27 protein-coding genes are annotated in these 26,887 nt (G+C 62.3%); 4 read left to right on the top strand and 23 right to left on the bottom strand.

Translation table 11 applies throughout. The features are described from left to right. Window positions 1-29 precede the first annotated feature (29 nt). The 4 genes from LCH65_RS21620 to LCH65_RS21605 all read right to left on the bottom strand — a co-directional run bounded on the left by LCH65_RS21620 (window position 30) and on the right by LCH65_RS21605 (window position 5,277). Window positions 30-1,505 (bottom strand): D-aminoacylase, encoded by a 1,476-nt coding sequence (locus LCH65_RS21620; protein ID WP_003432136.1) that lies wholly within the window; start codon window positions 1,503-1,505, stop codon window positions 30-32. Window positions 1,506-1,508: 3 nt separating this feature from the next. After that, window positions 1,509-2,369 (bottom strand): MurR/RpiR family transcriptional regulator, encoded by an 861-nt coding sequence (locus tag LCH65_RS21615; RefSeq protein WP_003432135.1) that lies wholly within the window; start codon window positions 2,367-2,369, stop codon window positions 1,509-1,511. Further along, the gene (locus LCH65_RS21610; protein WP_058416545.1) at window positions 2,370-3,719 is read right to left on the bottom strand and encodes a GntP family permease; all 1,350 of its coding nucleotides are present in this window, start codon (window positions 3,717-3,719) and stop codon (window positions 2,370-2,372) included. It lies immediately after the preceding gene. Window positions 3,720-4,008: 289 nt separating this feature from the next. Beyond that, the gene (locus LCH65_RS21605; RefSeq protein WP_226439783.1) at window positions 4,009-5,277 is read right to left on the bottom strand and encodes an MFS transporter; all 1,269 of its coding nucleotides are present in this window, start codon (window positions 5,275-5,277) and stop codon (window positions 4,009-4,011) included. Between the two features lie 115 nt (window positions 5,278-5,392). Between LCH65_RS21605 and LCH65_RS21600 the strand changes: the two genes are divergently transcribed. Continuing rightward, the gene (locus LCH65_RS21600; RefSeq protein WP_058397760.1) at window positions 5,393-6,283 is read left to right on the top strand and encodes a LysR family transcriptional regulator; all 891 of its coding nucleotides are present in this window, start codon (window positions 5,393-5,395) and stop codon (window positions 6,281-6,283) included. A 616-nt stretch (window positions 6,284-6,899) separates the two neighbouring features. Here LCH65_RS21600 and LCH65_RS21595 read toward each other — a convergent pair. The 18 genes from LCH65_RS21595 to LCH65_RS21510 form a co-directional block, all read right to left on the bottom strand. After that, the gene (locus LCH65_RS21595; protein ID WP_103736034.1) at window positions 6,900-8,126 is read right to left on the bottom strand and encodes a beta-ketoacyl-ACP synthase; all 1,227 of its coding nucleotides are present in this window, start codon (window positions 8,124-8,126) and stop codon (window positions 6,900-6,902) included. Next, on the bottom strand, window positions 8,126-8,854 hold the full coding sequence (gene fabG / locus LCH65_RS21590; protein WP_003366033.1) for a 3-oxoacyl-ACP reductase FabG: 729 nt from the start codon (window positions 8,852-8,854) through the stop codon (window positions 8,126-8,128). The genes LCH65_RS21595 and fabG overlap by 1 nt, the downstream gene beginning before the upstream one ends. After that, entirely contained in the window at window positions 8,851-9,306 is a 456-nt protein-coding gene (locus tag LCH65_RS21585) for a hotdog family protein (RefSeq protein WP_003366036.1), read from the bottom strand. Before LCH65_RS21585 ends, fabG begins: the two co-directional genes overlap by 4 nt. After that, window positions 9,303-10,499 carry a beta-ketoacyl-[acyl-carrier-protein] synthase family protein gene (locus tag LCH65_RS21580; RefSeq protein WP_058416547.1) on the bottom strand — a complete coding sequence of 399 codons (1,197 nt, stop codon included), beginning with the start codon at window positions 10,497-10,499 and terminating at the stop codon, window positions 9,303-9,305. Before LCH65_RS21580 ends, LCH65_RS21585 begins: the two co-directional genes overlap by 4 nt. After that, the gene (locus LCH65_RS21575; protein ID WP_058397757.1) at window positions 10,496-10,978 is read right to left on the bottom strand and encodes a hypothetical protein; all 483 of its coding nucleotides are present in this window, start codon (window positions 10,976-10,978) and stop codon (window positions 10,496-10,498) included. Before LCH65_RS21575 ends, LCH65_RS21580 begins: the two co-directional genes overlap by 4 nt. Next, complete coding sequence (locus tag LCH65_RS21570) at window positions 10,975-11,709, bottom strand: class I SAM-dependent methyltransferase (RefSeq protein ID WP_058397756.1); 735 nt, start codon at window positions 11,707-11,709, stop codon at window positions 10,975-10,977. Before LCH65_RS21570 ends, LCH65_RS21575 begins: the two co-directional genes overlap by 4 nt. Further along, the gene (locus LCH65_RS21565; protein WP_003432124.1) at window positions 11,706-12,953 is read right to left on the bottom strand and encodes an NAD(P)/FAD-dependent oxidoreductase; all 1,248 of its coding nucleotides are present in this window, start codon (window positions 12,951-12,953) and stop codon (window positions 11,706-11,708) included. Before LCH65_RS21565 ends, LCH65_RS21570 begins: the two co-directional genes overlap by 4 nt. A gap of 54 nt (window positions 12,954-13,007) precedes the next feature. Then, entirely contained in the window at window positions 13,008-15,371 is a 2,364-nt protein-coding gene (locus LCH65_RS21560; RefSeq protein ID WP_003432122.1) for a hypothetical protein, read from the bottom strand. Further along, entirely contained in the window at window positions 15,355-15,969 is a 615-nt protein-coding gene (locus LCH65_RS21555) for an outer membrane lipoprotein carrier protein LolA (RefSeq protein WP_003432120.1), read from the bottom strand. Before LCH65_RS21555 ends, LCH65_RS21560 begins: the two co-directional genes overlap by 17 nt. Next, window positions 15,966-16,415 carry an acyl-CoA thioesterase gene (locus tag LCH65_RS21550; RefSeq protein WP_003366054.1) on the bottom strand — a complete coding sequence of 150 codons (450 nt, stop codon included), beginning with the start codon at window positions 16,413-16,415 and terminating at the stop codon, window positions 15,966-15,968. Before LCH65_RS21550 ends, LCH65_RS21555 begins: the two co-directional genes overlap by 4 nt. 65 nt (window positions 16,416-16,480) lie before the next feature. Continuing rightward, a complete protein-coding gene (locus tag LCH65_RS21545; protein WP_003432116.1) occupies window positions 16,481-17,428 on the bottom strand; it encodes a hypothetical protein in 948 nt (315 codons plus the stop codon). Next, entirely contained in the window at window positions 17,425-18,159 is a 735-nt protein-coding gene (locus tag LCH65_RS21540; RefSeq protein WP_003366060.1) for a glycosyltransferase family 2 protein, read from the bottom strand. The genes LCH65_RS21545 and LCH65_RS21540 overlap by 4 nt, the downstream gene beginning before the upstream one ends. Continuing rightward, a complete protein-coding gene (locus LCH65_RS21535) occupies window positions 18,152-19,834 on the bottom strand; it encodes an acyl-CoA synthetase family protein (RefSeq protein ID WP_003432114.1) in 1,683 nt (560 codons plus the stop codon). Before LCH65_RS21535 ends, LCH65_RS21540 begins: the two co-directional genes overlap by 8 nt. Window positions 19,835-19,844: 10 nt before the next feature. Next, window positions 19,845-20,390: a hypothetical protein gene (locus tag LCH65_RS21530; RefSeq protein ID WP_003432112.1), complete on the bottom strand. Its 546-nt coding sequence runs from the start codon at window positions 20,388-20,390 to the stop codon at window positions 19,845-19,847. Then, entirely contained in the window at window positions 20,387-20,641 is a 255-nt protein-coding gene (locus LCH65_RS21525) for an acyl carrier protein (protein ID WP_003432110.1), read from the bottom strand. The genes LCH65_RS21530 and LCH65_RS21525 overlap by 4 nt, the downstream gene beginning before the upstream one ends. 9 nt (window positions 20,642-20,650) lie before the next feature. Beyond that, window positions 20,651-20,911, bottom strand: coding sequence for a phosphopantetheine-binding protein (locus LCH65_RS21520; RefSeq protein ID WP_003316688.1), 261 nt, complete (start codon window positions 20,909-20,911; stop codon window positions 20,651-20,653). Further along, a complete protein-coding gene (locus tag LCH65_RS21515; RefSeq protein ID WP_044308707.1) occupies window positions 20,886-21,698 on the bottom strand; it encodes a 1-acyl-sn-glycerol-3-phosphate acyltransferase in 813 nt (270 codons plus the stop codon). The genes LCH65_RS21520 and LCH65_RS21515 overlap by 26 nt, the downstream gene beginning before the upstream one ends. After that, entirely contained in the window at window positions 21,674-22,393 is a 720-nt protein-coding gene (locus LCH65_RS21510; RefSeq protein ID WP_003366073.1) for a beta-ketoacyl synthase chain length factor, read from the bottom strand. Before LCH65_RS21510 ends, LCH65_RS21515 begins: the two co-directional genes overlap by 25 nt. Before the next feature lie 308 nt (window positions 22,394-22,701). Between LCH65_RS21510 and LCH65_RS21505 the strand changes: the two genes are divergently transcribed. Beyond that, window positions 22,702-23,481, top strand: a complete 780-nt coding sequence (locus tag LCH65_RS21505) for a ParA family protein (RefSeq protein WP_003366075.1) — start codon at window positions 22,702-22,704, stop codon at window positions 23,479-23,481. A gap of 186 nt (window positions 23,482-23,667) precedes the next feature. Here the strand turns inward: LCH65_RS21505 and LCH65_RS21500 are convergent, their stop codons facing one another. After that, window positions 23,668-24,072, bottom strand: coding sequence for a PAAR domain-containing protein (locus LCH65_RS21500; protein WP_003366077.1), 405 nt, complete (start codon window positions 24,070-24,072; stop codon window positions 23,668-23,670). Between the two features lie 262 nt (window positions 24,073-24,334). On the opposite strand from LCH65_RS21500, the gene mdcA reads away from it, so the two are divergent. Together mdcA and LCH65_RS21490 are read left to right on the top strand one after the other, a co-directional pair. Continuing rightward, on the top strand, window positions 24,335-26,011 hold the full coding sequence (gene mdcA, locus LCH65_RS21495; protein WP_226439782.1) for a malonate decarboxylase subunit alpha: 1,677 nt from the start codon (window positions 24,335-24,337) through the stop codon (window positions 26,009-26,011). Continuing rightward, window positions 26,011-26,886 (top strand): triphosphoribosyl-dephospho-CoA synthase, encoded by an 876-nt coding sequence (locus tag LCH65_RS21490; RefSeq protein ID WP_003432101.1) that lies wholly within the window; start codon window positions 26,011-26,013, stop codon window positions 26,884-26,886. Before mdcA ends, LCH65_RS21490 begins: the two co-directional genes overlap by 1 nt. Window position 26,887: the final 1 nt, after the last annotated feature.

Below are 26,887 nucleotides of genomic sequence, written 5' to 3'. Positions count from 1 at the left end.
GACGCATCGATTGATTTAAGCGCCGACGACTACGTCGGCGCTTTTGCATCCGCAAAGCCCTGCCGCAGCGAACCGCTGCGTGGCAGGAATCTACCTTGGCGCTCGCCTTGCGCCTTGCCTTCTGCGTAGCTCAGGCGACCGTTGACCCAGACACCGTCGATGCCCTGCGCCGCTCGCTGAGGGTCTTTGAAATCCGCCACGTCGCGCACGGTTTGCGGGTTGAACAACACCAGATCCGCCCAGTAACCCTCGCGAATAAGGCCGCGTTCGTGCAAGGCGAAGCGCGCGGCTGACAGCCCGGTCATTTTGTGTACGGCGGTGTGCAACGCAAACAGCCCCTTGTCCCGGCTGAAATGCCCAAGCACCCTCGGGAACGCGCCCCACAGGCGCGGATGAGGAAACGGGTCTTCCGGAAGTCCATCGGAGCCGATCATCGCCAGCGGGTGAGACATGATGCGTTCGACGTCGCCCTCATCCATGCCGTAGTACACCGCACCCGCAGGCTGTAACTTGCGTGCGGCGTCCAGCAATGACAGCCCCCAGTCGGCGGCAATGTCCTGCAGATCCCTGCCGCCCTGATCCGGGTGTGGCGTAGACCAGGTGATGGTAATGCGAAATGCGTCAGTCACCTGTTTAAGGTCCAGCGTTGAAGAACTGGCCGCATAGGGATAGCAGTCGCAGCCTACCGGATGGTCCTGCGCGGCCTCTTCCAGGGCCGCCAGCAGTTGCGGGCTGCGTCCCCAGTTGCCGGCACCGGCGCATTTCATGTGCGAGATGATGACCGGTGAGCGCGCATGGCGACCTATATCGAATGCTTCTGCCATGGCCTCAAGCACCGGCTCGAATTCGCTGCGCAGGTGGGTGGTGTAAATCGCGCCGAACGCGCTGAGTTCCTCAGCCAGTTGTTTGACCTCGCTGGTTTCGGCCGAGAACGCCGAAGCGTAGGCAAGGCCGGTCGACAACCCCAGCGCGCCCGCTTCCAGGCTGTCGCGCAACTGCTCGCGCATCGCGGCGATTTCTTCCGGGCTGGCGCTGCGCAACAAGTCATCCATGTGGTTGCTGCGCAAGGCGGTATGGCCGATCAGGGCCGCCACGTTAACGGCGGGCCGGGCGTTTTCAACCGCCGCGCGGTAGTCGGTGAAACGTGGATAGACGAACGCCGCGGCGTCGCCCAGCAGGTTCATCGGGTCGGGCGGATTGCCGCTCAGCGAGACCGGCGACGCGCTGATCCCGCAGTTGCCGACGATGACGGTCGTCACGCCCTGGCTGATTTTCGGCAGCATCTCGGGTTTGCGGATGACCACCGTATCGTCGTGGGTATGCACATCGATGAATCCGGGGGCCAGCACGCGACCGGCCGCATCGATTTCTTCCCGGGCACTGGAACCGGTCAGACTGCCGATGCGCTGGATGCGCCCTTCGCTGATCGCCACATCGGCGCGTACCCCCGGCGTGTCACTGCCGTCGATGACCAGTGCGTTGCGAATGATCAGGTCATAAAGCATGGTTCAGTCTCCCAGCGGCAGGCCATCTTCACCGCCACGGTATTCATCCAGCGCAAGCTTGATCCGGCGCAGCCGCTCCTGATTGTCTTCAGGGCTCGCCAGCGCCAGTTCAGTGGCCAGCACATCGATGGTCAGCAGCATGCCGTAACGCGCTGCGGTAGGTTTATAGATGAAATTGGTTTCAGCAATTTGCAGCGGCAGCACGACCTCGGCCAGTTGTGCCAACGGTGAGTCAGGCAGCGTAATGGCCAACACGCGGGCACCGTAGCTGCGGGCCAGGGTCACGGCGTCGAGCAGTTCCGGCGTACGCCCGCTGAGCGAGCAGACAATCAGGCTGTGTTGCGGGCCAAGCGTAGCGGCGACCATGCGCATCATCACCGGGTCGCGGCAGGCGGCCACCGGGTAACCCAGGCGCACCAGCCGGGTTTGCAGTTCCTCGCTGCACAGGCTGGAGCAACCGCCCATGCCGAATGTGTGAATCATGCGTGCGTCGGCGACACAGGCGATGGCGGCGGCAAAGCGTGTTGCATCGAAGCCCGCCAGGTGCTGGCGCAGGGTCGCTTCGATGTCGTCGACGATCCGGGTGAAAAACGCCGACTGCTCCGGCGCCGGTTCAGGATGAAGGAAGCGGCTGCCGACGCCGCTGGCCTGGGCCAGTTGCAGGCGCAAATCGCGCAGATCCCGACAACCGATGCTGCGTGCGAAGCGTGACAGCGTCGCACTGCTGACCTCGGCGCGGCTGGCCAGCTCATCCAGACTGGCACTCGCCGCGAAGGCGATATCGCTGAGCAACAGCCTGGCGATTCGTCCCTCTCCCGCGCTGAGGGAATCCTGACGGGCACGTATCTGGTACAGAATGTCCACTCAAAGCACCTGCGCCAGGCCCAGCGTCAGGGCAAAAGCGACGACAGAAATCAGCGTCTCCAAGACCGTCCAGGTCTTGAACGTTTGCGCGACGGTCATGTTGAAATACTCCTTGATAAGCCAGAAACCACCGTCGTTGACGTGGGAAAAGATCACCGAGCCTGCGCCCGTCGCCAGCACCAGCAATTCGGGGTGCGGGTAACCCAGCCCCAGCGCGACAGGCGCAACAATGCCCGATGCGGTGGTCATTGCTACCGTCGCCGAGCCCGTTGCAACGCGCATCAGTGCCGCAAACAACCAGCCCATCAGCAGGGGTGACAGATGAAAGTCCTGCGCCAGACCAACGATCTGGTTGGTGACACCGCTGTCGACCAGAATACGGTTCAAACCGCCACCGGCACCGACCAGCAACGTGATGCTGGCAGTCGGTGCCAGGCACTCATTGGTGAATTTCAGGATCGAGTCGCGGTTGAAACCCTGAGCGATGCCCAGCGTCCAGAAACTCAACAGGGTGGCCAGCAGCAGGGCGATCACCGAGTTGCCGATGAACAGCAAAAAGCCATTGAACGCACTGCCCGGTGTGCTGATCAGGTTGGCCCAGCCACCCAGCAGCATCAGCACCACCGGCAGCAGAATCGTTGCCATGGTCAGGCCGAAGCTGGGCAGCTTCTGGCGTGGTTCGCGGTCGAGAAACTGCTTGGCCAGCGGGTTTTCAGCTGGCAAGTGGATGCGCGGCACAATGAATTTGGCATACACCGGACCGGCGATGATCGCCGTGGGGATGCCGATCAGGATGGCGTAGAAGAGCGTTTGCCCCACCGACGCCTGATACGCCTGCACCGCGAGCATCGCAGCAGGGTGTGGCGGCACCAGCGCATGCACCACCGAGAGACCGGCGACCATCGGCAGGCCGACCATCAGAATCGACACCCCGACACGCCGGGCCACGGTAAAGGCAATCGGCACCAGCAGAACGAAGCCGACTTCGAAGAACAGTGGCAAGCCCACCAGAAACGCGATGCAGACCATGGCCCAGTGCGCGTTACGTTCGCCAAAGCGGTCGATCAGAGTGCGCGCCACCTGCTCGGCGCCGCCAGACTCGGCCATCATCTTGCCAAGCATGGTGCCCAGCGCCACGACCAGCGCGATATGCCCCAGCGTCTTGCCAACCCCCGCTTCATAGGAGGCGACCACGCCACTGGCCGGCATTCCCGCGACCAGGGCCAGACCGACCGAAACAAGCGTAATGACGATAAACGGATTGAGGCGGTAACGCGCGATCAGCACGATCAAGGCGATGATGGCGACAGCGGCGTAGACCAACAGCGAAATACCGGGAGACGGCGACATAGCGGCGGTTCCTTGCAGAATGGGTAGGCGAGAGCGCAATACCGACGGCTGAAGCCGTCAGCCTGAAGGCGACTCGGGGGTACTCGGCAGGGATGACGCAATAAGGTGGAGCAGGGGCGTTTCAGGGCGATCACAGGTATTCATTGTTTTTATCTCTGCTTTCGTGATGAAAATAAATTACACGAAAACGAAATATAAACAAATATATGAAAATAAATTTCTTGGAAGGGGTTAGGTGGCTGATGGGAGTGCCATTGCGTCCCCCCATCCGCCTGCGTCTGCCGGGTGACTAAACCTTCGCCCCCAGCGGCTGCAACCTTGCCAGCCGCAGCGCTACCCCAAGTGCGATCAGCAGCAACACGCCGATAAACAGCCCGATGCCGTTCCATCCCGCGTAGTGCCAGAACACGCCGCCGCCGGTTCCGGCTACGCTCGAGCCTGCGTAGTAACAGAACAGGTACAGGGACGCGGCCTGGCCTCTGGCGGTGGTGGCCCTGCGTCCGACCCAGCTGCTGGCCACCGAATGTGCGCCGAAGAAGCCGAAAGTGAAGATCAGTACGCCGACGATCACCAGCGGCAGCCGGGTTAACAGGGTCAGCAGCAGGCCGGCCAGCATCATCACGATCACGGCCCAGAGCACCTGTCGGCGGCCAAGGCGGTCAGCCAGCGAGCCGATCTTTGCCGAGCTGTAGATGCCCGACAGGTACACCACGGAAAACACCCCGACCACGGCCTGGCTCAGGTTGTAGGGTGCGCTCAGAAAGCGGTAGGCGATGTAGTTGAACAGCGTGACGAATGCGCCCATCAGCAGAAAGCCGGTCAGAAACAGCAGCGGCAAGCCTGCATCGCGAAACTGCACCACAAACCCGTCGAGCAGACTGCGAGGGTGCAGCGAGCGCGGGCGGAAGTTGCGTGACGCCGGCAGGATCCTCCAGAACACCGCTGCGGCGATCAGCGCCAGCCCGCCAACTACCAGCATTGCCGCATGCCAGCTGACATAGTCGATCATCACCCCGACGATCAGCCTTCCGCTCATACCACCGACGGCGCTGCCGCCGATATACAGCCCCATCGCCAGACCCAGATGGGTGGGGTGGATCTCCTCGCTCAGGTAGGTCATGGCCACCGCCGCGAGGCCGCTCAGTGACAGGCCTACCAGGGCGCGGGTAATCAGTACGCCCTCCCAGCTAGGCATCAAGGCGCTGGCGATGGTGAACAGCGACGCACAGAACAGCGCCATGACCATCACCGGCTTGCGCCCCAGCCGATCGGATATCGGCCCGGTGATCAGCAGGCCGATGGCGAGCATTGCCGTGGCGACGGACAGGATCAGGCTGCTTTGTGCCGCCGTCAGGGAGAACTCGCTGGACAGCGTCGGCATCATCGGCTGAACGCAGTACAGCAGGGTAAAGGTCGAAAACCCGCCAGCGAACAGCGCCAGCGCAGTGCGTTTGAAAAGCGGCGTGTTCTTTTCGATGTAGGTATCGTCGGGCAGTGTCGACGACTTTACGGACGGGGTGTTCAGGTCTGGGGTGGGCGGTGCGACGGCAGGGTTCACAAGGACCTCAGGGCATGATTGAGCAGGCGATGAAAAAATCATATAGCTCGCTAATCATTCCATCCAATATATTGTTCGACCTGTTTGATAGGTAAAAAGACTTAATGGAGGCCGCATGGAATTGCGTCATCTGCGTTACTTCATCGCGGTTGCCGAAGAGCTGCATTTTGGCCGCGCCGCGCAGGCGCTGGGTATTTCGCAACCGCCGCTCAGCCAGCAGATTCAGACGCTGGAGCAGGAACTGGGCACGCGTTTGTTCGAGCGCACCAACCGGCGCGTCGAGTTGAGCGAATCCGGGCGGCTGTTTCTCGACGAAGCACGGCTGGTGCTGGCGCAGGTCGACAAGGCCACTGACGTGGCGCGGCGTGCGCAACTGGGTGAGATCGGCGAGCTGAAAATCGGCTTTACCTCATCTGCGCCGTTTACGTCGAGCATTCCGCAGGCGATTTTTGCTTTCCGCCAGGCCTACCCTGACGTCCATCTCACCCTGACCGAGATCACCAGTCAGGAAGTGGCGGCAGGTCTTGAGGACAAAACCATTCAGGTCGGCATCATGCGCCCGCTGGCATTGCCCGATTCACTGGTGGTGTTCGAATTGCTCAGTGAACCGCTGGTGGCGATCATGCGTGCCGACCATCCTCTGGCGGCAGGGAGCGAGGAAGGGATCTACATGGCGGCGCTGGCCGCCGAGCCGTTCGTGTTCTTCCCGCGTACCTACGGCAGCGGCATCTACGCGCAAGTCCTGAGCCTGGCGCGCGCCGCGGGGTTCAGCCCGCTGATCACCCAGGAAGCGGGCGAAGTGATGACTATCATCGGCCTGGTTGCAGCAGGATTGGGCGTCACCGTACTGCCTGCGTCCTACCGGCGAATGCGCATCGACGGCGTGGTCTACCGCAACGTCCTCGACCCCGGCGCAACCAGCGCGGTGTGGCTGGTGCAACGCAAGGACGAACAATCGCCCATGGCCAAGGCGTTCACCGAGCTGTTAACGCGCAATGTGGGGTGATTCAAGGGTACTGATGATAGGACGCAGAGCGTCCAGAACGGCATGCGACGCAGAGCGCCGCACGATAGTTGAGATTCTGGCCGCAGGCCGTGGGAGCGAGCTTGCTCGCGATCTGCCGGGAACCGGCAGCAAGACCGGTGCATGCGGTGTGCCGGGCCGCTGAGCGTCCAGAACGGCATACGAAGCTGAGCGCCGCACGATAGTTGAGATTCTGGCCGCAGGCCGTGGGAGCGAGCTTGCTCGCGATCTGCCGGGAACCGGCAGCAAGACCGGTGCATGCGGTGGGCCGGGCCGCTGAGCGTCCAGAACGGCATACGAAGCGGAGCGCCGCACGATAGTTGAGATTCTGGCCGCAGGCCGTGGGAGCGAGCTTGCTCGCGATCTGCCGGGAACCGGCAGCAGGACCGGTGTATGCGGTGCATCAGGCATGGCCGGGCCGCTTCTCAGCCGGTCTTAACGTCCCGAACGTCCTGCGGGCAGCAGCCCTCTCTTGTAGGCATGTTGATACCTAAAGATTGGACGCAGAGCGACCAGAGCTGCATTCCCACGCCGGAGAGTGGGACGACAAGTGTGTGGACTGGAGCATGAGGAGCGGCAGGCGTCTCAGAGAACACCCTTAGCGCCAACGCCTGAAGATCAGCGAGGTGTTCACGCCGCCAAATGCGAAGTTGTTGTTCATCACGTATTCGTTGCTCATGTACCTTGGTTCGCCGACGATGTAGTCCAGTTCACCGCACTGTGGGTCGATGGCGACCAGGTTGAGCGTATGGATATAGCGATCGCTGTTGAGCATTTCGATGCTGAACCATGACTCCAGCGCGCCGCACGCTCCCAGCGTGTGGCCGAGGAAGCTTTTCTGCGAGCTGAGCGGCATGCGCGGGCCGAACAGGCTGCTGGTGGCCAGGGTCTCGGCGATGTCGCCCTGTTCGGTGGCGGTGCCGTGGCCGTTGACGTAACCGATGGCGTCGGGCGGCAGGTTGGCGTCTTCGAGGGCCAGCTCCATCGCGCGGCGCATGGTGGCCTGCTCGGGGCGAGTGCTGTGCGCGCCGTCGGCGTTGCTGCCGAAGCCGACGATCTCGGCGTAGATATGCGCGCCACGTGCCTGGGCATGCTCAAGCTCTTCAAGCACCAGCATGCCGCCGCCTTCGCCGATCACCAGGCCGTCGCGTCCGCTGTCGTAGGGGCGTGGCGTGCTGTGGGGCGCATCATTCTTGAGGCTGGTGGCGTACAGCGCGTCGAACACCATGGCCTCGGTCGGGCACAGCTCTTCAGCCCCGCCCGCCAGCATCAGCGGCAGACGGCCGAACTTGATCGCCTCGTAGGCATAGCCGATGCCCTGACTGCCACTGGTACAGGCGCTGGAGGTCGGAATCAGGCGTCCGGTCAGGCCGAAGAAAATGCTGATGTTGGCAGCGGTGGTGTGCGGCATCATGCGCACGTAGGAGTTGGCGTTCAGGCCCACAGCCACCGAGTTGATCAACATGTTGCCGAAAGCCTTGATCTCGTCGGTGCTGCCGGTGGACGAGCCGCAGGCCGTGCCCATGCGGCCATCGCGAATGATCGGGTCATTCAGCAGCCCGGCGTCGATCAGGGCCTGCTCCGCAGCCGCCACGGCCAGACGGGACACGCGGCCCATGCTGCGCAGTTGCTTGCGCGTCCAGTGCCCCGGCACGACGAAATCGTCGATAGGGCCAGCCAGGCGGGTATTGAGCTCGGCAAAACGGTTCCACTCGTCCATCCGGCGAATGCCGCTGCGATTGGCCGTGAAGCTGGCATCGATAGTCGGCCAGTCGCTGCCCACCGAAGTGATGCCGGACATGCCGGTCACTACCACACGCTTCATCAGCACAGTCCCCCATTGACGGCCAGAACCTGACGAGTGATGTAGCTCGCTTCGGCCGACATCAGAAAATTCACGGCCCCCGCCACTTCCTCGGGCGTGCCCATGCGTTGTGCCGGAATCATTTTCATCAGTTCGTCAACGGGCACGTTCTCGTCGAGCATGGCCGTATCGATCAGCCCCGGCGCGACGCAGTTGACGGTGATCTTGCGTTTGCCCAGTTCGATGGCCAGCGCCTTGGCGGCACCGATCAGCCCTGCCTTGGAAGCGCTGTAATTGACCTGGCCGCGATTGCCGATCAGCCCGGAAACCGAGGTGATGCAGACGATGCGCCCTGCTGCACGACGGCGAATCATCGGCATCGTCAACGGGTGCAGGACATTATAGAAACCGTCCAGGTTGGTGCGCAGCACCTGATCCCAGTCATCGTCGCTCAGCGCCGGAAACGCGCCGTCGCGGGTCAGCCCGGCGTTGAGTACCACGCCGTAATAGGCGCCATGCGTCTCCACATCCTGTTCCAGAATTGCCTTGCAGGCGGCACGGTCCGAGACATCGAATTGCAGCACGCGTGCCTGACGGCCCAACGCAACGACTTCGGCCTGCACGGCTTCGGCTTCGCTGCGGCCGGTGCGGCAATGCAGGATCAGGTCGTATCCGGCCTGCGCCAGACGCAGGGCGATGGCGCGGCCGATGCCACGGCTGGAGCCGGTGACCAGTATCGATTCAGTCATGCCGGGGCTCCTTCAGCCAGGTAGTCAGCAGTGTTGGGCGGGCAATATACATTGAGTCGGGCAAAAGCCTCGATACCCGGGCCGGTGAGGGTGCATTCGAACATGCCCATGCCGTTGTCGTCCTGCAGGGAGCGCACGGCATGGATGTGCAGTTCACTGCCCAGTGGGAAGCGTGTCACGTTGCAATCGAACTTGCGGCTGCCAAGCAAAAAACCCAGCTTGACCGCTTCGCCGTTGTTGCGCGCCTTGCAACCGGCATAGGCCGCGACGCTCTGCGCCATCAGCTCTATGCCCAGCCATGCGGGCAGGCTGCCGTCCGCTTGATTGAACAGGCCGTCGGCGCGTACGGTCAGGCAGGTTCGAATCTGTTCTTCGTCAAAGCTCAGCACCTGATCGATAAGGATCATGTCGCCGGCATGGGGGATGAGTTCGGCGAGCGGCCACTCGGTCATGGGGCATCTCCGATAATCAGGCTGATGTTGTTGCCACCGAAGGCAAACGAATTGCTCATCATGTAACGAGCGTTTTCAGGTGTCAGGCGCGAGCCTGCGTGTGTCCATTGCAGCGCGGGCAGCAGTGGATCGGTCTCGCCGTCCCACAGGTGCGGGGGCAGGGCCCGTTCGGCATTCTGCGGTGCCAGGCTCAGCCAGCAAAACGCCGCTTCCAGCGCGCCCGCTGCGCCCAGGGTGTGGCCGCTGAGCGGTTTGGTTGACGAGCAGGGCACGCCGTTGGGAAATACGCCCTGCACGGCCAGGCTCTCCATTGCATCGTTGTGCGGCGTGGCGGTGCCATGCAGGTTCAGATAACCGATCTGCTCCGCCTCGAGTCGCGCATTGCGCAACGCTTGCAGCATGGCATCGCGCGCACCACGGCCGGTGGGTTCGGGGGCCGAGATGTGGTGAGCGTCGCAGCTGGCACCTGCACCCAGCAGGGCAATCGAGTGCCTGCTGTCGGCTTCGCGAGTCATCAGGAACAGTGCGGCCGCCTCGCCGATATTGATCCCGTTGCGGTTGCTGGAGAACGGATTGCAGAGCTGCGGCGACATGGCCTCGAGTGCCGAGAACCCCTGCAGGGTCAGCCTGCACAGGCTGTCGACGCCGCCGCACAGCACGGCATCGCACAGGCCCATGTCCAGCGCCCGCCGCGCACTGAGCAATGCCCGCGAGCTGGAGGTGCAGGCTGTCGAGATGACGTAGGCCGGGCCGCTCAATTGCAGCCAGGCGGCGAGAAAATTTGCCGGTGCGCCCAGTTCCTGCTGCCGATAATCGTAATCGTCGGGGAAGGTCCGCTCGCGCAGCCAGACGGCCATGCTCTCGCTCGCTTCATCGATGCCCGAGGTGCTTGTGCCGATGATCACGCCAATCCGCCCGGCGCCGAAGCGGGTGATGGCCTGGCTGATGTCCTCCTCAATCTGCAGGGCGGCGGCCAGCAGCAGCTGGTTATTGCGGCTGCGATGCAAATGCACGGCCGGCGGAATGGGCGGCAGTGCGGATTTGACCGCACCGACCGGCAACGCACGTTCCGGTACCCAGCCGCTTTCGAACACCATACCCGAGCTGTCACCTGCGAACAGCCTGCGCGACACCTCTTCACGGCTGTCGCCCAGCGAGCAGATCACGCCCAGCGCGTTGAGATAGGCGGTCATGGCAGGCTCTCGTTGTTCAGTGGTGTGACCTTGTAGCTCAGCCTGTCCTTGAGGCGAATAGTGAATGCGTTGGCCGACTGATATTCGACCAGCCAGCGATCGTCCAGGCGTCGCTGCATGCCCTGGCGGTAAGCCGTCGGGTAGCGGCCATGCATTTCCAGGTCCGGGGTCATGGCGAACATCAGCGCAGCGAACAGCTCGCGGGCTTCGGGATTGGGCGGCAGCAAACCGTCGGCTTGCCATTTGCCGTCGATCAGCAACTGGCGCGCCTGGGGAATGCCCAGCGGGTCCATCATCGACCAGCGCAATCCGCCGTTTTCGCGCTGGATGATCAGTAACCAGTCCTGATGCTGATCGGCCTGGCGACGCTCGATGTGCAGCTGCATCGGCAATTGCATGGTCGGTGCGCTGGTCGGCAGCGGGGCTTGTGCCGCACAGCCGCCGAGCAGCAGGAAGGCTAAAAACAGTATGCGAATCATGATGCTTCCACTTCCAGGGGTTTGCGGGCCACGACATTGACCAGCGTTTCCTCACGTTGCCCGAACGGCCTGGGCTTTTGCAGTTTCAAGACTTCGAGCAGGCCGAAGTCCCTGGCGCGGCTCCACCACAGGTAAGGGTACGAAACATTCGGTGCATCGAACTCGAAACCCTGGTCGCGGATCATCTGCAGATACTGCGCCGCGCTTTTCTGAACATGCATCGGGTGGCGGAACAGCCAGCGAATTACCCAGGTGTCGATGTACGCCTCGGTCGACTCGGCGAACAGCAGGTAGCCGCCCGGTTTGAGTACCCGGTAAAACTCGGCCAGCGCTTGTTCCTGCTCCACCAGATGATGGAAAGTCTGGTGGCAGAACAGCAAATCGACGCTGGCGTCGGGTACTGGCAGAGCTGCGCAGTCGCTGCCGATCAGCTCGACCTCTACGCCCCTGGCCCGCGCCTCTTCGCGACTCATCTCGAGGCTGTGCGGATCGGCGTCGACACCGATGAGCCTGGACGGCTGAAAAACCTTGTTCAGATGCTGGAACGAGCGGCCTTGCCCGCACCCGGCGTCGAGCAACACCGGCGCAACCGGCGGCGGGCTGGCGAACAGGCTGTGCAAGTCGTCTATCGCCACGCGCAGCACGCGGTACTGCCAGATGTTGCTGCGCAGAAACCACAGGCCGAAGCGGGTTTCCTCGACATAACTGTCACTCAGGAACGGTCGACTCATGAACCACCGTCCGCGCAGATTTCCGAAAGTGTGCGCAGGCGGCGCTTGGGCTCGCTGACAAACGGATTGCGTTCGTCCCAGGCATAACCGGCCAGAATCGAGCTGATCATGCGGCGGATGTCCGGAGCGCTGCCGGGGTAGAAAATCACGCTCTGGAACGTACCGTCATACCAGCCCTCGACATAGGCACGAAAGGTGTCGACGCCACGTTTCAATGGCACCGCGAACTCGCTTTCCCAATCCACGTTTTCGCCCTGCAACTGGCGGCTCAGCACGCCAGCCGCCATGCTCGCCGAACGCATGGCGATGGTCACACCTGACGAAAACACCGGGTCGAGGAATTCCGCCGCATTGCCCAGCAGCGCAAAGCCTTTGCCGTGCAGGGTCTTGACGTTGGCCGAGTAGCCGCCGATGGTTCTCGCTGGCGTATCCCAGACTGCGTTTTTCAGCACGCTGGCCAGTTGCGGTGTTTCATCGATAAAGGCGCGCAGGCAGGCATCCAGATCCTCGGGCTTGTCCTTGAAGCGTTCAGCCGAGGCGACCACGCCTATCGAACAGCGGCCTTCGCTGAACGGGATCGACCAGAACCACACATCGCTGTGCTGCGGATGGATGCTGACGAGAATCTTGCGGCGGTCGAAGGGCGGGCTTTCGATGCGGTCTTCGATATGGGTGAACACCGCCTGGCGCACCGGAAAACCCGACGGCGCTTCCAGATCCAGCAAGCGCGGCAGCACACGGCCATAGCCGCTGGCGTCGAGTACGAAGCTGGCCTGCACGCTGTATTCGCTGCCGTCCTCACGCCTCACACGCAAAACCGGCTGCGGGCCATCGAAGTCGGCGCTGACGATCTCTTCCTGATAGCGGATGTCCACGCCTTGCAGCGCAGCCTGATCGGCGAGCAGTTTGTCGAACTCGCTGCGCTGCACCTGAAAGGTCGTCGGCTTGCCGTTGCTGAACGTATCGCTGAAGTCGAAATCGCTGTATTGCTCGCCACGCGCGAAGGCTGCGCCATTTTTGGGCTGGAAACCGGCGGCCTGCACGGCCTCCAGCATCCCGGCTTCTTCGACGAAGTCCAGGCAGTGGCACAGCAGGCTTTCACCGATGGAGAAGCGCGGAAACAGCTGGCGCTCGACGATCAGCACGTCATGGCCCTGGCGTTTGAGCAGGGCAGCCGCTATTGAACCGGCCGGGCCGGCACCGATGATGACGACCTGACGAATTTCCCTATCAGTGATGGGCACAGGTATTCCTTTTCGGTTGAGCGGTGGCTGGGAGTGACGACAACGCTGCAAGACTCATGCGTGTGGCCCTTCAGCATTGGCTGGCGAATGAAGCGCTTTACGCGGGCTGGCCCAGGGCGCCAGCAGGAAGCTGAACGCCAGCCCCAGACTGACCGACAGGCCGAAGTTGCTGATCGCCGGGGTGCTGGAAACGGCCAGCAGGCCGAACGACAGCCAGGTGGTGACCGCTGCCAGCAGCGTGCCCAGCAGGCTGACTGCCGCGCCGCCTATCTGCTCGCGCATCAGGATGGCGTAATCGACGCTGATCGCCGTGACCAGCAACAGGCCGAACAGGCTGAACAGAGTCAGCGGCTGACCGAGCCAGCCCAGGCTGGCGAGGCTGCACAGGGCCGCCAGCAGGGGCAGGGCGACGATGCGCAACGCACCGCCGAAGCCAAACGGAGCGATCAGCAGCAGGACGATCAGTACGCACGATGCCAGCTTCAATTCCGCTGCGCTGATCTGCGTGTGGGCAAACACCTCGTTGAGCTCACCCAGGCGGTCGACCAGTTGCACGCCCTCCAGTCCGATGGCCTGCACGCGCAGCAACGCCATGCTGTTCATGCCACGCAGGCTGACGATGCTGGCTACCTGAGCGTCGCCTTCGGCATCTTCGCTGGCGCCCAGCCAGAGCGTGCGCCACGGTTCGCTGAGCGGGCCTTGAAGCGCCTGATCAATGTCTTGCGTTGGCAGTGCCTGCAATTGCGCGAGTTCGGTTTTCAGTGCGTTGGCCGGAACGCCAAGCTGTACCAGTGGCTCCCAGTGTTGCGGCAATTTGCCCAGTGCATCACGGGTCAGTTGTTGCTCGGCAGGCGAATCCAGCAACTGGTTGAGCGCCATGTAGCCTTGCAGCTTGTCCATGCTGACCAGTTGGTCGAGCCGTTGGGTCAGTTCGGACTGCCGATCCAGCAACTGCTGTTGGTCCTTGCCGCGCACCAGAAAAAACTGGCTGGTGGGCTGATAACCGGTGATCCGTGCGATGGCCTGGGCTTCATCGGTCAACGCCTGAGGTGCTGCCACCCATTGGCGGATATCGTTCTTGGTGGTCAGGTGCCAGAGTCCGCCGCCACAGAAGACCAACAGCAGCACCAGCAGGATCGGTGTGCTGATGCGCAGCAGCAAGGCGGCGCGGCAATCGAGCATCAATTGCGCCATTTTCAGCGGCCACTGGGCAGGGCTGATCTCGACTTTTGCGAGCAGCGCGGGCAGCAGGCACACCGCCGTCAGGTAGGCGCCGATCAGGCCGGCCGCCGAGAACACCGCAATTTGCGTGAGTGCCGGAAACGGCGTCCAGGCCAGCGCCAGGTAGCCGATGCAACTGGTGATCAGGCTCAGGCTCAGGCCCGGCAGGGTCAGGCGCAAGGCGGGCCAACTGCGCCAGGGTTTGAGGCTCCAGCTCTTGGACAGGTAATGCAGCGGGTAATCCACCGCCACCCCGATCAGGCTCGAGCCCAGCACCAGCGTCATGACGTGCATGCTGCCGAATATCGCAACGCAGGCCACCGCGCCGAAGAGCATGCCGACCACCACCGGCACGAATGCCAGCAGCACGCTCCAGCGGCGGAAGGCGAGTAACAGCAACAACAGGATACCGACCGTTGCGCCACCGCCGACCCAGGTGATTTCCCGGCTGGCCTGCTTCTGCCCGTCGGCAGCGTAAAGCAGCCCGCTGGCCGCGAGCAATTGACCACCCGCCTGACTGGCCTGCACCCGCGCTTGCGCCAGCAGGTCCGCGACCTGGCCGGGCAGGTGCATGTCGAAGGCATCGGTTCGGGTTCGCGAACGCAGCAGTACCCAGCTTTTACCCTCGGCGCTGGCCACCAGCGCGCCACTGGCCAGGTCCGCCTCGACCGAGCCCTGCTTCGGCAGGCCGTTCTGGATACGTCCGGTCAGCCCCAGCCAGTCATCCTGGCCAGGCACCAGGCTGAACCCGGCAAACGGGTCGAACAGCGTCTGTACGCGCTGTTCGATGAAGGTTTTCGGGTCGTCGATCAGCAGTGTGCGGTCCGCTGTCGGCAGCATGGCGATGCGCCCTTGCAGCAACTGGGTGCGCAACGCGGGCAGATCGGCCTGCAGCGACCACTGGACCTTCTCGAACAGGCCGGTCGACTGCCATTGTTCAGCCAGATTGCGTGCCAGTTCGACGGCCTTCTGCCGATCGCTGTGGCCCACCAGCACCAGCATTTCGCGGTTGAGCGGTTCCTGCATGCGCTTTTCGGCGCTCACGACCAGTTCGTCGTTATCGGTGCCCGGCACCAGCTCCATCAGGTTGGCCGACAGCGGCGAGCGGTCGTGCCACTGCCAGCCCGCGAGCGCCAGTACGCCCGCCAGAATCAGCAGGAACAGTCGCGGCAACAGCCGCTCAGTCTTTGAAGTCATTACGCTGCGCATCGGTCAGGGTCGGGGCACTGCTGCTGTCGATCATTTTCAGGACCGTGCTGTCGCCCTGGGTTTCCAGCAGCTCGATACGCTGCACCAGTTCGCCACCGTCGATGTTGATCTGTTTGAACACTTGTTGCAGCAGCATCGAACGCGGCGTCAGGGTGAGGTGCCAGGCATTCGCCTCGCCCTTGAGCTGCAAGTCGAAATCCCGCTGCAGGCCGCTGCTGTCGCCTTGCAAGACCGCCAGGAACAGACGGTTCTGCTCGGCGCCGGCGTTCTTGTTCGGCACCGGCTTCCAAGTGCTGACATTGCCATCGGCTTCACGACGGGCAATACCGTCGGCATTGATGCGGTAATCCTGTTTGAGCGGTGTTTCCAGCAGCCAGAGCAGCCCGAAATCCCTGGCGAGCACGAAGCGGCCCTTGCTGAGCAGCGGTTGCGGCAGGGCGCGCAGGTGTTTTTCCTGAACGAAACGACCCTGCACCACGGCAGGCTTGGCGAGCTGATCGCTCAGTTGTTGCAGATCGAACGCCTGCGCCAGAGAAGAAAGGCACAGCAGACCCAGCAGAATCAAGGTACGAAGCGGGCGGTTCATGGCGAGGCGCTCTCTATTGTGCTCTCAAGGGCAGTTTTGACGGCATCGATGAACACCTGCGGCGAGGCCAGTTGCATTTCCCGGCTCTGGCTGTCGACGGCGACCTGCACAGTGCTGGCGCGGGTCAGGCGCTCACCGGTGTGTGCATCGGTGATCAGGTAATTGATCTTCAGACGGTTCTCCCACTCCACCAGACTGGCGCGCACGTTCAGTGTCTGACCGAACACGGCGCTGCGCACATAGCGCAATTGCAGATCGATCACCGGCCAACCATAACCGGATTCGAGCATCTGCATGTAGTTATGGCCGATATGATCGAGCAGCGCGCAGCGCGCCACTTCGAGGTACTTCACGTAGTGCCCGTGCCAGACGATGTTCATCATGTCGACGTCGAAAAACGGCACGACGATTTCAGTGTCGATGTGCAGGAAACCCTTACTGCGCATGTAACCTCCTGTGGCGATCCGCGCTGATTTTACAACGCAGCACATGACCGCCGAGCGCGATCAGCTCATGAGCCTGATTCATCGGCAGACTTCCAGAATGGGTAGAAATTGAACCACTGCTGCGGCGCTTCCAGGCAATAGTGCCCAAGACGCTCGGCATAACACGTGGCCCACTGCTCGATGACCTGGGCACGGTCGCTGCGCCGCCACTCGATGGCGTCGGCGAACGGTTCGAGAATTACCCGATAGCCTTTCGCACCCTTGAGGCAAAAGAACAGGTTGACCGGGCACTTGAGCAGCCCGGCCAGCAGCCAGGGGCCTTGCGGGAAGTTGGCCGGCTGACCGAGAAAGTCGACCTGCACATTGCGCCCGCCATGCAGCGCGACGCGGTCACCGGCGATGGCCAGCCACTCGCCTTCGTCCAGACGCTGGCTTAATTGCAGCATGATGGCCGGGTCCAGCTCGCTGACCTGAATCAGGCGCAGATGTGTCGCGCCGGCTTCACCGAGCAGGCGATTGAAGCGTTCGGCATGTTTGGTGTGCACCAGCACGTTCATGGTGACCTTTTCGCCGAGTTCGGCCAGCGCTCGGCACACTTCAAGGTTGCCCAGGTGCGCACCGACCAGCATCTGTCCGCGTTGGCCACGCAGGTTCTGGCGCAGCAAGGCCTGGTCGACGATCTCGATCTGATCGATACCCAGCCTGCCGTTCCACACGTCGAGCTTGTCGAGCAAGGCATCGGCGAATGCCATGAACTGCCCGAACACCCGGCGCTGGCTGGGCCGCAGTTCGGGTTTGCCGCTCCAGTCCGCCAGGTGCTGCTGGTATTGCCAGATGCTGTGCCGGGCACGTCGGCCGAAGACAAAGAAATACAGGACGATGCCATACAGCACCGGGCTGAGCAGGCGCCGACCGAGCACCCGCATGCCCCAGGCGGTGAGTTTCATGAGCATGAAGCTGCCGCGCTCCTGATGACTGGCCCAATGCTCCTTGGGCGACTTGTCGATGCTCATGGCCGCCACCGTCGCCACAGGAGCATTGGCAGGCGTAGCAGCATGCCGAAGAACAGCTTGGCGTGCATTTTCGAAATCAGGGCGTTGTCATGAAACAGGCGGAAATGCGACAGACCGTCCTGCGGGTAATGAACGCGGGTCGGCAGCCAGCGCATCGGCTGGCCTCGCCAGGACAGGCGCACGAGCATTTCCGAGTCGAAATCCATGCGTCTGCCGATCTGCACGCTGTCGATCAGCGCCAGGACCGGGGCCAGTGGATAGAGGCGAAAGCCGCACATGGAATCGCGAATGTGCAACGACAAGGTATTGATCCACACCCAGACGTGGGTCAGGTAGCGTGCATACAGACGGCCTTTGGGCACGCTCTCGTCAAACTGCGGATAACCGCAGATCAGCGCATCCGGGTGCTGTCGCGACTGCTCCAGAAACACCGGAATATCACTCAGATCATGCTGGCCATCGGCATCGACCTGCAACGCATGGCTGAAGCCCAGCCGGATCGCCTCGCGAAAGCCGGCCATTACCGCGCCGCCCTTGCCCTGATTGACCGGCAGGCGCAGCAGGTGGATAGCCTCACCCTGCGCCAACTGCTGTAACACGGCTTCGCAGGCCGGACTGCTGGCATCGTCCACCAGAATGCACGGCAACCCGGCGTTGCGCACGGCCTTGACCACGTTGGGCACGGCCAGCTCGTGGTCAAACACCGGAATGATCACGCAAGGCTTATGCATGGTCGCCCTCCAGGAGGATGCGGCCACTGGAGCAGGGCGCGTTGTCGGCGTTGCGAAAGGCGAAGTGCAGCTTGGAGCGTGCCGCATCGAAGCGCAGTGTCAGCGTGAGGTGATCACCGGGACGCACCAGTTGCTGAAATTTGAGCACCTCCATGCCGGCAAATCCGCATGGCAGGTCGAGCAGTCGCTGGCCCAGGCTGATCGCCCAGTCGACTTGCACCACGCCCGGCAAAATCGGCGCCTTGGGAAAGTGGCCGCTGAAAAACGCCAGATCGGGCGGGACGCTCAATTGCAGGTGCAGCTCGCCTTCGACGTTCTGTTGCTCAAGCACTTCCGGCTGTTTCGAGCGTGGCGCCAGCAGCAGCGCCTCGACCTCTGCCTGAGGCAGCTTGCCCTGGGCGTTGAGCGGCATCTGCCGCAGCAGACGCCAGCGACGCGGCAGGGCGATGGTTTCGCAGTGCGGTTGCAGGTACTGCCGCAAGGCTTCGGTTAGCGCCCGACGGCCCTGATTGCGCAGGACCAGCAAGCCCGCGTCGCTCAGCACCAGCAGCGCGCCCAGCGAGGCACGGTTTGCCTGCACCACGCCAAGACGCGCTTCACTCACCCACGGGTGAGCAGCGAGGGCCTGCTCGATCAGCGGCAAGGACACGCGCTTCTCTTCGAGTTTGACGATGCGGTCGAGCCTGCCCAGCAGTTCGAAGCGCCCGTCTGCACCGATCAGCGCCGCATCGGCGGTCTGCTCGACATGGCCGGGCGGCAGATAGGGCGAGCTGATGCGCAGCGCACCTTGCGCATCCTGACTCAGCTCTACGCCGTCGAAGGCCTGCCAGCGTTGCCCGCCCTGACGCCAGGCGATGCCGCCGGTTTCCGAGCTGCCGAGAATTTCCGTCGGCCACTGACCGAGGCGTTGCTGCAGGCTCTGTGCGGCTTCGGCCGGCAATGCGCCGCCGGAAGAGAACACCCGGCGCACGGCGGCAAGACCCGGCCAGTCGAGATTGTCGCCCATGCGCTTGAGCAGCGCAGGGCTGGCGACCCAGGCGAATGACGGGTATTCACGGCTGGCGCGTTGCAGGTCTTCGGCGAACGGCAACTGACGGCGCACGAACGGGCGTGCCGCGCACAGCGGCCAGAGCAAACGAAACAGCAGCCCGTAAATATGTTGCGTCGCCACGCTGCCGATCATGCATGCCGCGCCGAGCTCCGCGCCCCACAGCTGTTCCAGCCCGCAGACTTCGTTGGCCAGTTGCCGCAGGTGTTTTTCGATCAGTTTGGGCTCGCCGCTGGAGCCGGAGGTGCACAGGCTCAGCCGGCACTGGTCGAGGTCCAGCGCTGCCGCGGGGAGAGGCGCGGCATGCAGGTCGCTCAGGTGGGTGTCACCTGGCAGGTCAGTCAGCCACAGGTCGACCTGATTCGCCCAGCGCTCGCGGGTCTGGCCCTGCAAGTCGGCGGGCAGCAACACGTGCACACCTGCGCGCCAGGCCGCGAACAACGCAATGGCCAGGTCTGCGGCATCCTCGAGGTGCACTGCAAGGCGTGTGATGCCGCGCGCGTTCAGCCCCGCAGCCACGCCGAGCGCCTGATCACGAAACTGCGCGTGGTCGAGGGTCGGGGCCAGCGTCAGCAGCCGGTCGGGCAGCGCATCGAGCAGCAGGTGTTCCAGGTTCAACCAGTTCATGCGATCCATTTCATTTGCCGCCCGCTGAGGGTGGGCGGACGATCCATTCAACAGCGAATAACACGCCCATCAGGCCGTAGGAAATCAGGCCTGTGTACAGCGTCCACCATGACAACGGTGCCCACAGTGTCAGGATGGCTGACGTGAGGCCGTTGACGAGAAAGAACAGGCACCAAATCTGCGTGACTTTACGTGTATAGCGGATACCCGCCTCAGGCAGATCGGGACGGTTCAGGCGCGCCATCTTTTCCACGATCGGCGGGCCGTAGACCAGGCTTGAGCCGAACAGGCCGAGCATGAAGGTGCTGACCAGTACCGGGTACCAGCGCAGCATCATGTGACTGTCGAGGGCGCCGAGCACCGCGCAAAAGATCAGCGCTACAATCGCCATCGCCAGGCTGCCTTGCCTGCGCTCTCCGGTCAGGGCGCGCGCCAGCCACAGGCTGCCCAGCAGCAGCGCGAACTGCCAAGGGGCGAAATGCTCGGTCCCCCAGTAGACGGCGAATGGATAGAGCACGCCGGCCAGCACCAGAATCAGGCCAATCAGCCGCTTCATTCGGCGGTGTTGACCAGTTTGTAGACGGCCTCTACCACGTCATTCACGGTCCTCACCGACTTGAACTCTTCAGCCGCAATCTTTTTGCCGGTCTTGCGTTTGATGTGATCGATCAGGTCCACGGCATCGATGCTGTCGATTTCCAGGTCCTGATACAGGTTGGCTTCAAGCGTGACTCGCTCAGGCTCCAGTTCGAACAGTTCCACCATTGCGGTGCGCAGGATTTCGAAGATGTCTTCACGGGTTTGCATGTTCAATTCTCAGGCCGGTTGTCTGGCGCTGACGAAGGCCGCAAGGCTGTCGACGCTGGCGAAATGGTTACGGGTGTCCTTTGCATCGGCATCGATCCTGATGCCATAACGCTTCTGGATGGCCAGGCCCAATTCGAGCGCATCCACCGAGTCCAGTCCCAGTCCTTCGCCAAACAGCGTCATATCGTTGCCGATATCTTCCGGGGTGATGTCTTCGAGGCCCAGGGCATCGATGATCAACAATTTAATGTCCTGGTGCAGATCGCTCATCTGAGGCGAGCTCCTTGGTGAAATAGTCATGCAGGTAATCGTTGAGCTTGCGGGACGCCAGGGGCGGTGGGCCTAGCGCACTGAAGGCGGTTGGTTCTATATCGGCACCGACGCGCAAAGTGAAGTGCACGCGGCGTTGCGGAATGCGATACCAGGGCTCGGCCTTGGTCAGGGTGGTCGGCTGGACCTTGATCGTCACCGGGGTGATGACGCTTGCGCCACGCAGCGCAATGGCGGCCGCGCCGCGGTGAAAGACAGGCGGCTGGCCTGGCTGGGTGCGCGTGCCTTCCGGAAAAATGATCAGTGTCTGGCCGCTTTGCAGGCGCTCTACGGCGGCGTCGAGCATGTCCATGCTGCCGTCGTTGCTGATGTAACCGGTGGAGCGCACAGGGCCGCGGGTGAACGGGTTCTCCCACAGGCTGCGTTTGACCACGCAGTTGGCGTCACGCACCAGCCCGATCAGAAACACGACATCGATCAGTGACGGGTGGTTGGCGATGATCATCTGCCCTGGGCGACCAAGCTTTTCGGCGCCTTGCACGTCATAAGTCAGCACCCGCATGCGCGCCATGATGCGGATGAACAGCCAGAACAGGCGGCTGATGGTCCGCCGCGCGCGGCGCTGATGGCTGGCCACACTGCCAGGCAGGCAACTCAATACTGGAAAAACGAACAACCGCAGGCATAAACCGCTCAACCCGAACAGGGCAAAGCTGATGCCTGTTGCCAGCAGACGCCAGTAATAGGCGTCCCGACCTTTTTTCAGTGACTGCGTTGCCAGTTCCATAACCGGTTATTCCAAGGGTGCAGGCAGACGGATTGATCAGTGTGCAAGGCCCGCAGCAGGTTCAGGGCATGGGGCCACTGAGTGCGCTTGGTGCCTTGCGTATCGGTGTTCAGAGACAGTTGCCACTCATTCCCCGGCGTCAGCAGCAAGCCGACCGCGTAGGGAAAGGGCACGTCATCAATCCATTGGGCATAGGCTTGCGGCGGCTGTTCTTCAGTCACCACAAGCAATACTGCTTCTGCTCCCTCGGCCAGCAACGCTGCGGCCTCGAATGCTCCATACTCCAGCCCGTCGCCTGTGGCGGCCAGGGCTGTCATCTCACTTGTTTCACCGCGCATGATCGACCACAGACCAATGATGGCGTTATGCACTGAAAGGCTGAACTGGGTCGGTGAAAGCGGCTCGTTGGCGGCCAGATCACGCAGGATTTCAAAGGTCCTCGGGGTTTCTCCGTGGCGCGAGACAAACACCAGCGGGACGCGCTCCAGCCCTTCAGTCAATGGCCAGCCGACGGCAAACGCCATTCTCGCCATGCGGCCCAGGCGGCGGCGTTGCATCGCAGGAAGAAAAGACACGTCTGGCGCTGCATCACTGGTTTCCAGCAGCGTCGGATCGAGGCTCCATCGCTGCCAGTCTTCCGCGCTCGCCAGGCCCGGCGCCCAGGCTTGCCATCGTGCAATGTTGAAGGTGATCAAGGCTTCTCTTCCCGCCCCTGCGGGCTTGTTTCTCGCTACATCGATATCAGGTCGATATCAGCCTGGGTGCGGTAATTGACCGAGTGCGCGCATTATCCTGATGGGGCTCATTACTAGCAAATTTGTTACATAAAAACCGTTTACAGGCGTGTATTTTAAGGTTGAAGTCGTTTTTCTGTATGACAACCGGCCAGCAACTGTTTTGCGTTAAGCTCACCGTTGTCACATGCACTGTCTAGACTCGATTTCCTCTTACGGTCGTTATCGGCCACTCCTGCTGTTTCTTCATCTTTCAAGGAATCCAAAGCATGCGTCGCGTGGTATTCAATCAGAAGGGCGGTGTCGGCAAATCGAGCATCGCCTGCAATCTGGCTGCAGTCAGCGCTCACGAAGGCTATCGGACGTTATTGATCGATCTCGATGCCCAGGCCAACTCGACTCAGTACCTCACCGGCCTGACCGGTCAGGACATTCCGATGGGGATTGCCGAGTTCTTCAAGAACACGCTGTCCGGCTCACCGGTCGCCAAAAAGAACCACGTCGATATCTACGAAACACCGTTCGACAACCTGCACGTGATCACGGCGACTGCAGAGCTTGCTGACCTGCAGCCCAAGCTCGAGGCCAAGCACAAGATCAACAAGCTGCGCAAACTGCTCGACGAGTTGAGCGAAGATTACGAGCGTATCTATCTGGATACGCCGCCAGCACTGAATTTTTATGCGGTTTCGGCGTTGATCGCCTCTGATCGGGTGCTGATCCCTTTCGACTGCGACAGCTTCTCGCGACAGGCGCTGTATGGGTTGATGCGCGAGATCGAGGAGTTGAAAGAGGACCACAACGAAGGTCTTCAGGTTGAAGGCATCATCGTCAACCAGTTCCAGCCCAGAGCCAGCCTGCCGCAGCAGATGCTCGACGAACTGATTGCCGAAGGCCTGCCGGTGCTGCCGGTCTATCTCAACGCCTCGGTAAAAATGCGCGAGTCGCATCAGGCCAACCTGCCGCTGATCCACCTCGACCCACGGCACAAACTGACGCAGCAGTTCATGGAACTGCATCACTTGCTCGAGACCAACGCCCATCCGTGATGGGCATACCTATACGGAGCCTTGGCGCTACAGTTGAAACGCAAGTCATGTGGGAGCGGGCTTGCTCGCGAAGGGGCCTGTACAGACCCCGAAAGCAGGGCGTTTAAACCACCGCATTCGTGAGCAAGCTCACTCCCACAAAGCATGTGTATGCTGAATACGGAGCATGGGCACGAGATTCGCAACTCAACATGGCTGCGAAAGAGGCCTGAGTACTTCGGGCGTATAGCTGCCGTCTCTCAATGAGCGCGCCAGATGTTCGGCATAGAGTCGCGCTGTCGAGGCCAGTTCTTCGGGGATGGCGACGGTCGCGTCCATGTCGGCCCGGACGTGCTCCTGCGAGGTGGTCAGCGTGTTGCTGCCGGGTGCACAGCCACACTGCACCTCATGACCCTGAGTAGCGACCGCCACAAGTTCGTCGATGTAGGTGGGGTTTCCCTGGGCGATGAAGCCAATCTGCCTGCAGGCCGGGCACCACACCGGGTCACCCATGCGCGCCACACGACGCAGTTCGATGACTTCACTTGCCGATGCGGCCAGCACGAAGCCGCCGGTGGTAGTGAGATCGCCTTCCCTGACTATAAATGACATCGCGCTACTGCCTCTGGGTTACGGAAAACCTCAAGGCTAGGCGCAAACACGGATTCCGATAGCACCCCGAGCCCTTTAAAGACCGGTCCTACGCAATTACCAGCCGGGTGTTTCGAGCATGTTGCATGCGCGACGACGCACCCGGCGAAACGTCCGTTTCCCCATCGTTACTCCAGCCGTAATGATTCGACGCGCTGCTTGATTGATGCCCGACCGCTATCGCTCCTAAGGTGGCCGACGACAGCAAAATCGTGGAGCGATCATGACAACAACAACTTCCCCCGACGCACGCTGGACACGTCGTCGCAGCGAGAAGCAGCGGCGTCTGGAGCAAGTGCGGACGTTGGCCGATGGTGTGGTGTTGCCGACCGGCAATATCGTCGCCGCGCTGGAGGCCCTGCTGGTTTCCGGCGACCGCGTGGTGCTTGAAGGCAACAATCAGAAGCAGGCTGACTTCCTCTCCCGTGCGCTGGCCAAAGTCGATCCGGGCAAGGTGCATGACCTGCACATGATCATGCCGAGCGTCGGCCGCGCCGAGCACCTTGACCTGTTCGAACAGGGCATCGCGCGCAAGCTGGACTTCTCGTTTGCCGGCACGCAAAGCCTGCGCATCAGTCAGTTGCTGGAAGACGGCCTGCTGGAAATCGGCGCGATCCACACCTACATCGAACTCTATTCACGGCTGGTGGTGGACCTCATCCCCAACGTGGTGCTGGCGGCAGGCTTCATGGCCGACCGCGCCGGCAACATCTACACCGGGCCCAGTACCGAAGACACCCCCGCACTCATCGAACCGGCGGCATTCAGCGACGGCATCGTTATCGTCCAGGTCAATCAGCTGGTCGATGACGTCAGCGAGCTGCCACGGGTGGATATCCCGGCCTCGTGGGTCGATTTTGTGGTGGTGGCCGACAAGCCGTTCTACATCGAGCCGCTGTTCACCCGCGATCCGCGCCACATCAAGCCGGTGCATGTGCTGATGGCAATGATGGCGATTCGCGGCATCTACGAGAAACACAATGTCCAGTCGCTGAACCACGGCATCGGTTTCAATACCGCCGCCATTGAGCTGATTCTGCCGACCTACGGCGAGTCGCTGGGCCTGAAGGGCAAGATCTGCCGCAACTGGACACTCAATCCGCACCCGACGCTGATCCCGGCCATCGAAAGCGGCTGGGTCGAGAGCGTGCATTGTTTTGGCACCGAGCTGGGCATGGAGAACTACATTGCTGCCCGCCCGGATGTGTTCTTCACCGGACGCGATGGCTCGCTGCGTTCCAACCGCCAGCTCTGCCAGCTGGCCGGGCAATACGCCGTGGACCTGTTCATCGGCGCAACCCTGCAGGTCGATGGCGACGGGCACTCCTCGACAGTCACCCGTGGTCGTCTGGCCGGCTTTGGCGGCGCGCCGAACATGGGCCATGACCCACGCGGCCGGCGTCACGCCACGCCCGCCTGGCTCGATATGCGTCAGCAGCACGATGACGGCCCGGCTGCCTACCTGGAGCGCGGCAAGAAGTTGGTGGTGCAGATGGTCGAAACGTTTCAGGAAGGCGGCAAACCGACCTTCGTCGAAACCCTGGACGCGGTCGAAGTGGCGAAGAAAAGCGGCATGCCGCTGGCGCCGATCATGATCTACGGCGACGACGTGACCCACCTGCTGACCGAAGAAGGCATCGCCTATCTCTACAAGGCGCGCAGCCTTGAGGAACGCCAGGCGATGATCGCGGCAGTGGCGGGCGTGACTGTGATCGGTTTGCGCCACAACCCCAAGGACACCGCGCGCATGCGCCGTGAAGGGCTGATCGCGCTGCCCGAAGACCTCGGCATTCGCCGCACCGACGCCAGTCGTGAACTGCTCGCCGCCAAGAGCATTGCCGACCTGGTTCAGTGGTCCGGTGGCCTCTACAACCCGCCTGCCAAATTCAGGAGCTGGTAATGAGCGCACTTCAATTGGCACCGCAATCGGCCTCGCTGGCAGTACGACTGGCCGATCTGGCCGTCGACGCCTTGATCGACGAAGCCGACCTGTCGCCCAAACCGGCCCTGGTGGACCGGCGTGGCAGCGGCGCGCACAGCGATTTGCACCTGGGGCTGATGCATTCCTCGGCGTTGTCATTGTGGCCGACTTTCAAGTTGATGGCTGACGCCGCCACGCAGTTCGCTGTTGTGGACCGGCCATTGCGTGAGGCACTGGGCAGGCTTGGCCGTGAAGGCGAAGCCACCATGCTACGCACCACCAGCGGGGTGAATACGCATCGCGGCGCGATCTGGGCGCTGGGTCTGCTGGTGACCGCTGCCGCGCTGGAGGCTCGGGATTGTGCGCCCGATGCCATCTGCGCGCGCGCTGCCGCTTTGGCCCAGATCAAGGACCGCCAGGTGCTCACGCAGAATAGCCACGGTGATCAGGTAGTTCGTCGTTACGGCGTCATGGGCGCCAGAGAGCAGGCGCAGCAAGGGTTCCCGGCGGTCAGGCTGTTCGCCTTGCCACAACTGCAACGCAGCCGTGCGGCAGGCAGCGGCGAGCAGAACGCCCGGTTGGATGCGCTGTTGGCGATCATGACTACGCTGGACGACACCTGTGTGCTGCATCGCGCCGGCATCGAAGGGCTGAATGCCATGCAGCACGGGGCACAGCGCGTGCTGGACGCCGGAGGCAGCGCCAGTCTGGCGGGCCGCCGCGCACTGAACGAGCTTGATCAGCACTTGCTGGCCCTCAATGCTTCGCCCGGTGGCGCGGCGGATCTGCTGGCTGCCTGCCTGTTCATCGATGGTCTTGAGCCTGCGCTCGGCCCTGTTTCGAGGAGTGCCTGAA

The organism is Pseudomonas sp. MWU16-30316 (genome assembly GCF_020515645.1).
Taxonomy (GTDB): Bacteria; Pseudomonadota; Gammaproteobacteria; order Pseudomonadales; family Pseudomonadaceae; genus Aquipseudomonas; species Aquipseudomonas cerasi.
Note: the sequence above shows the minus strand (reverse complement) of the source record. Positions and strands in the feature narration are given on the sequence as shown.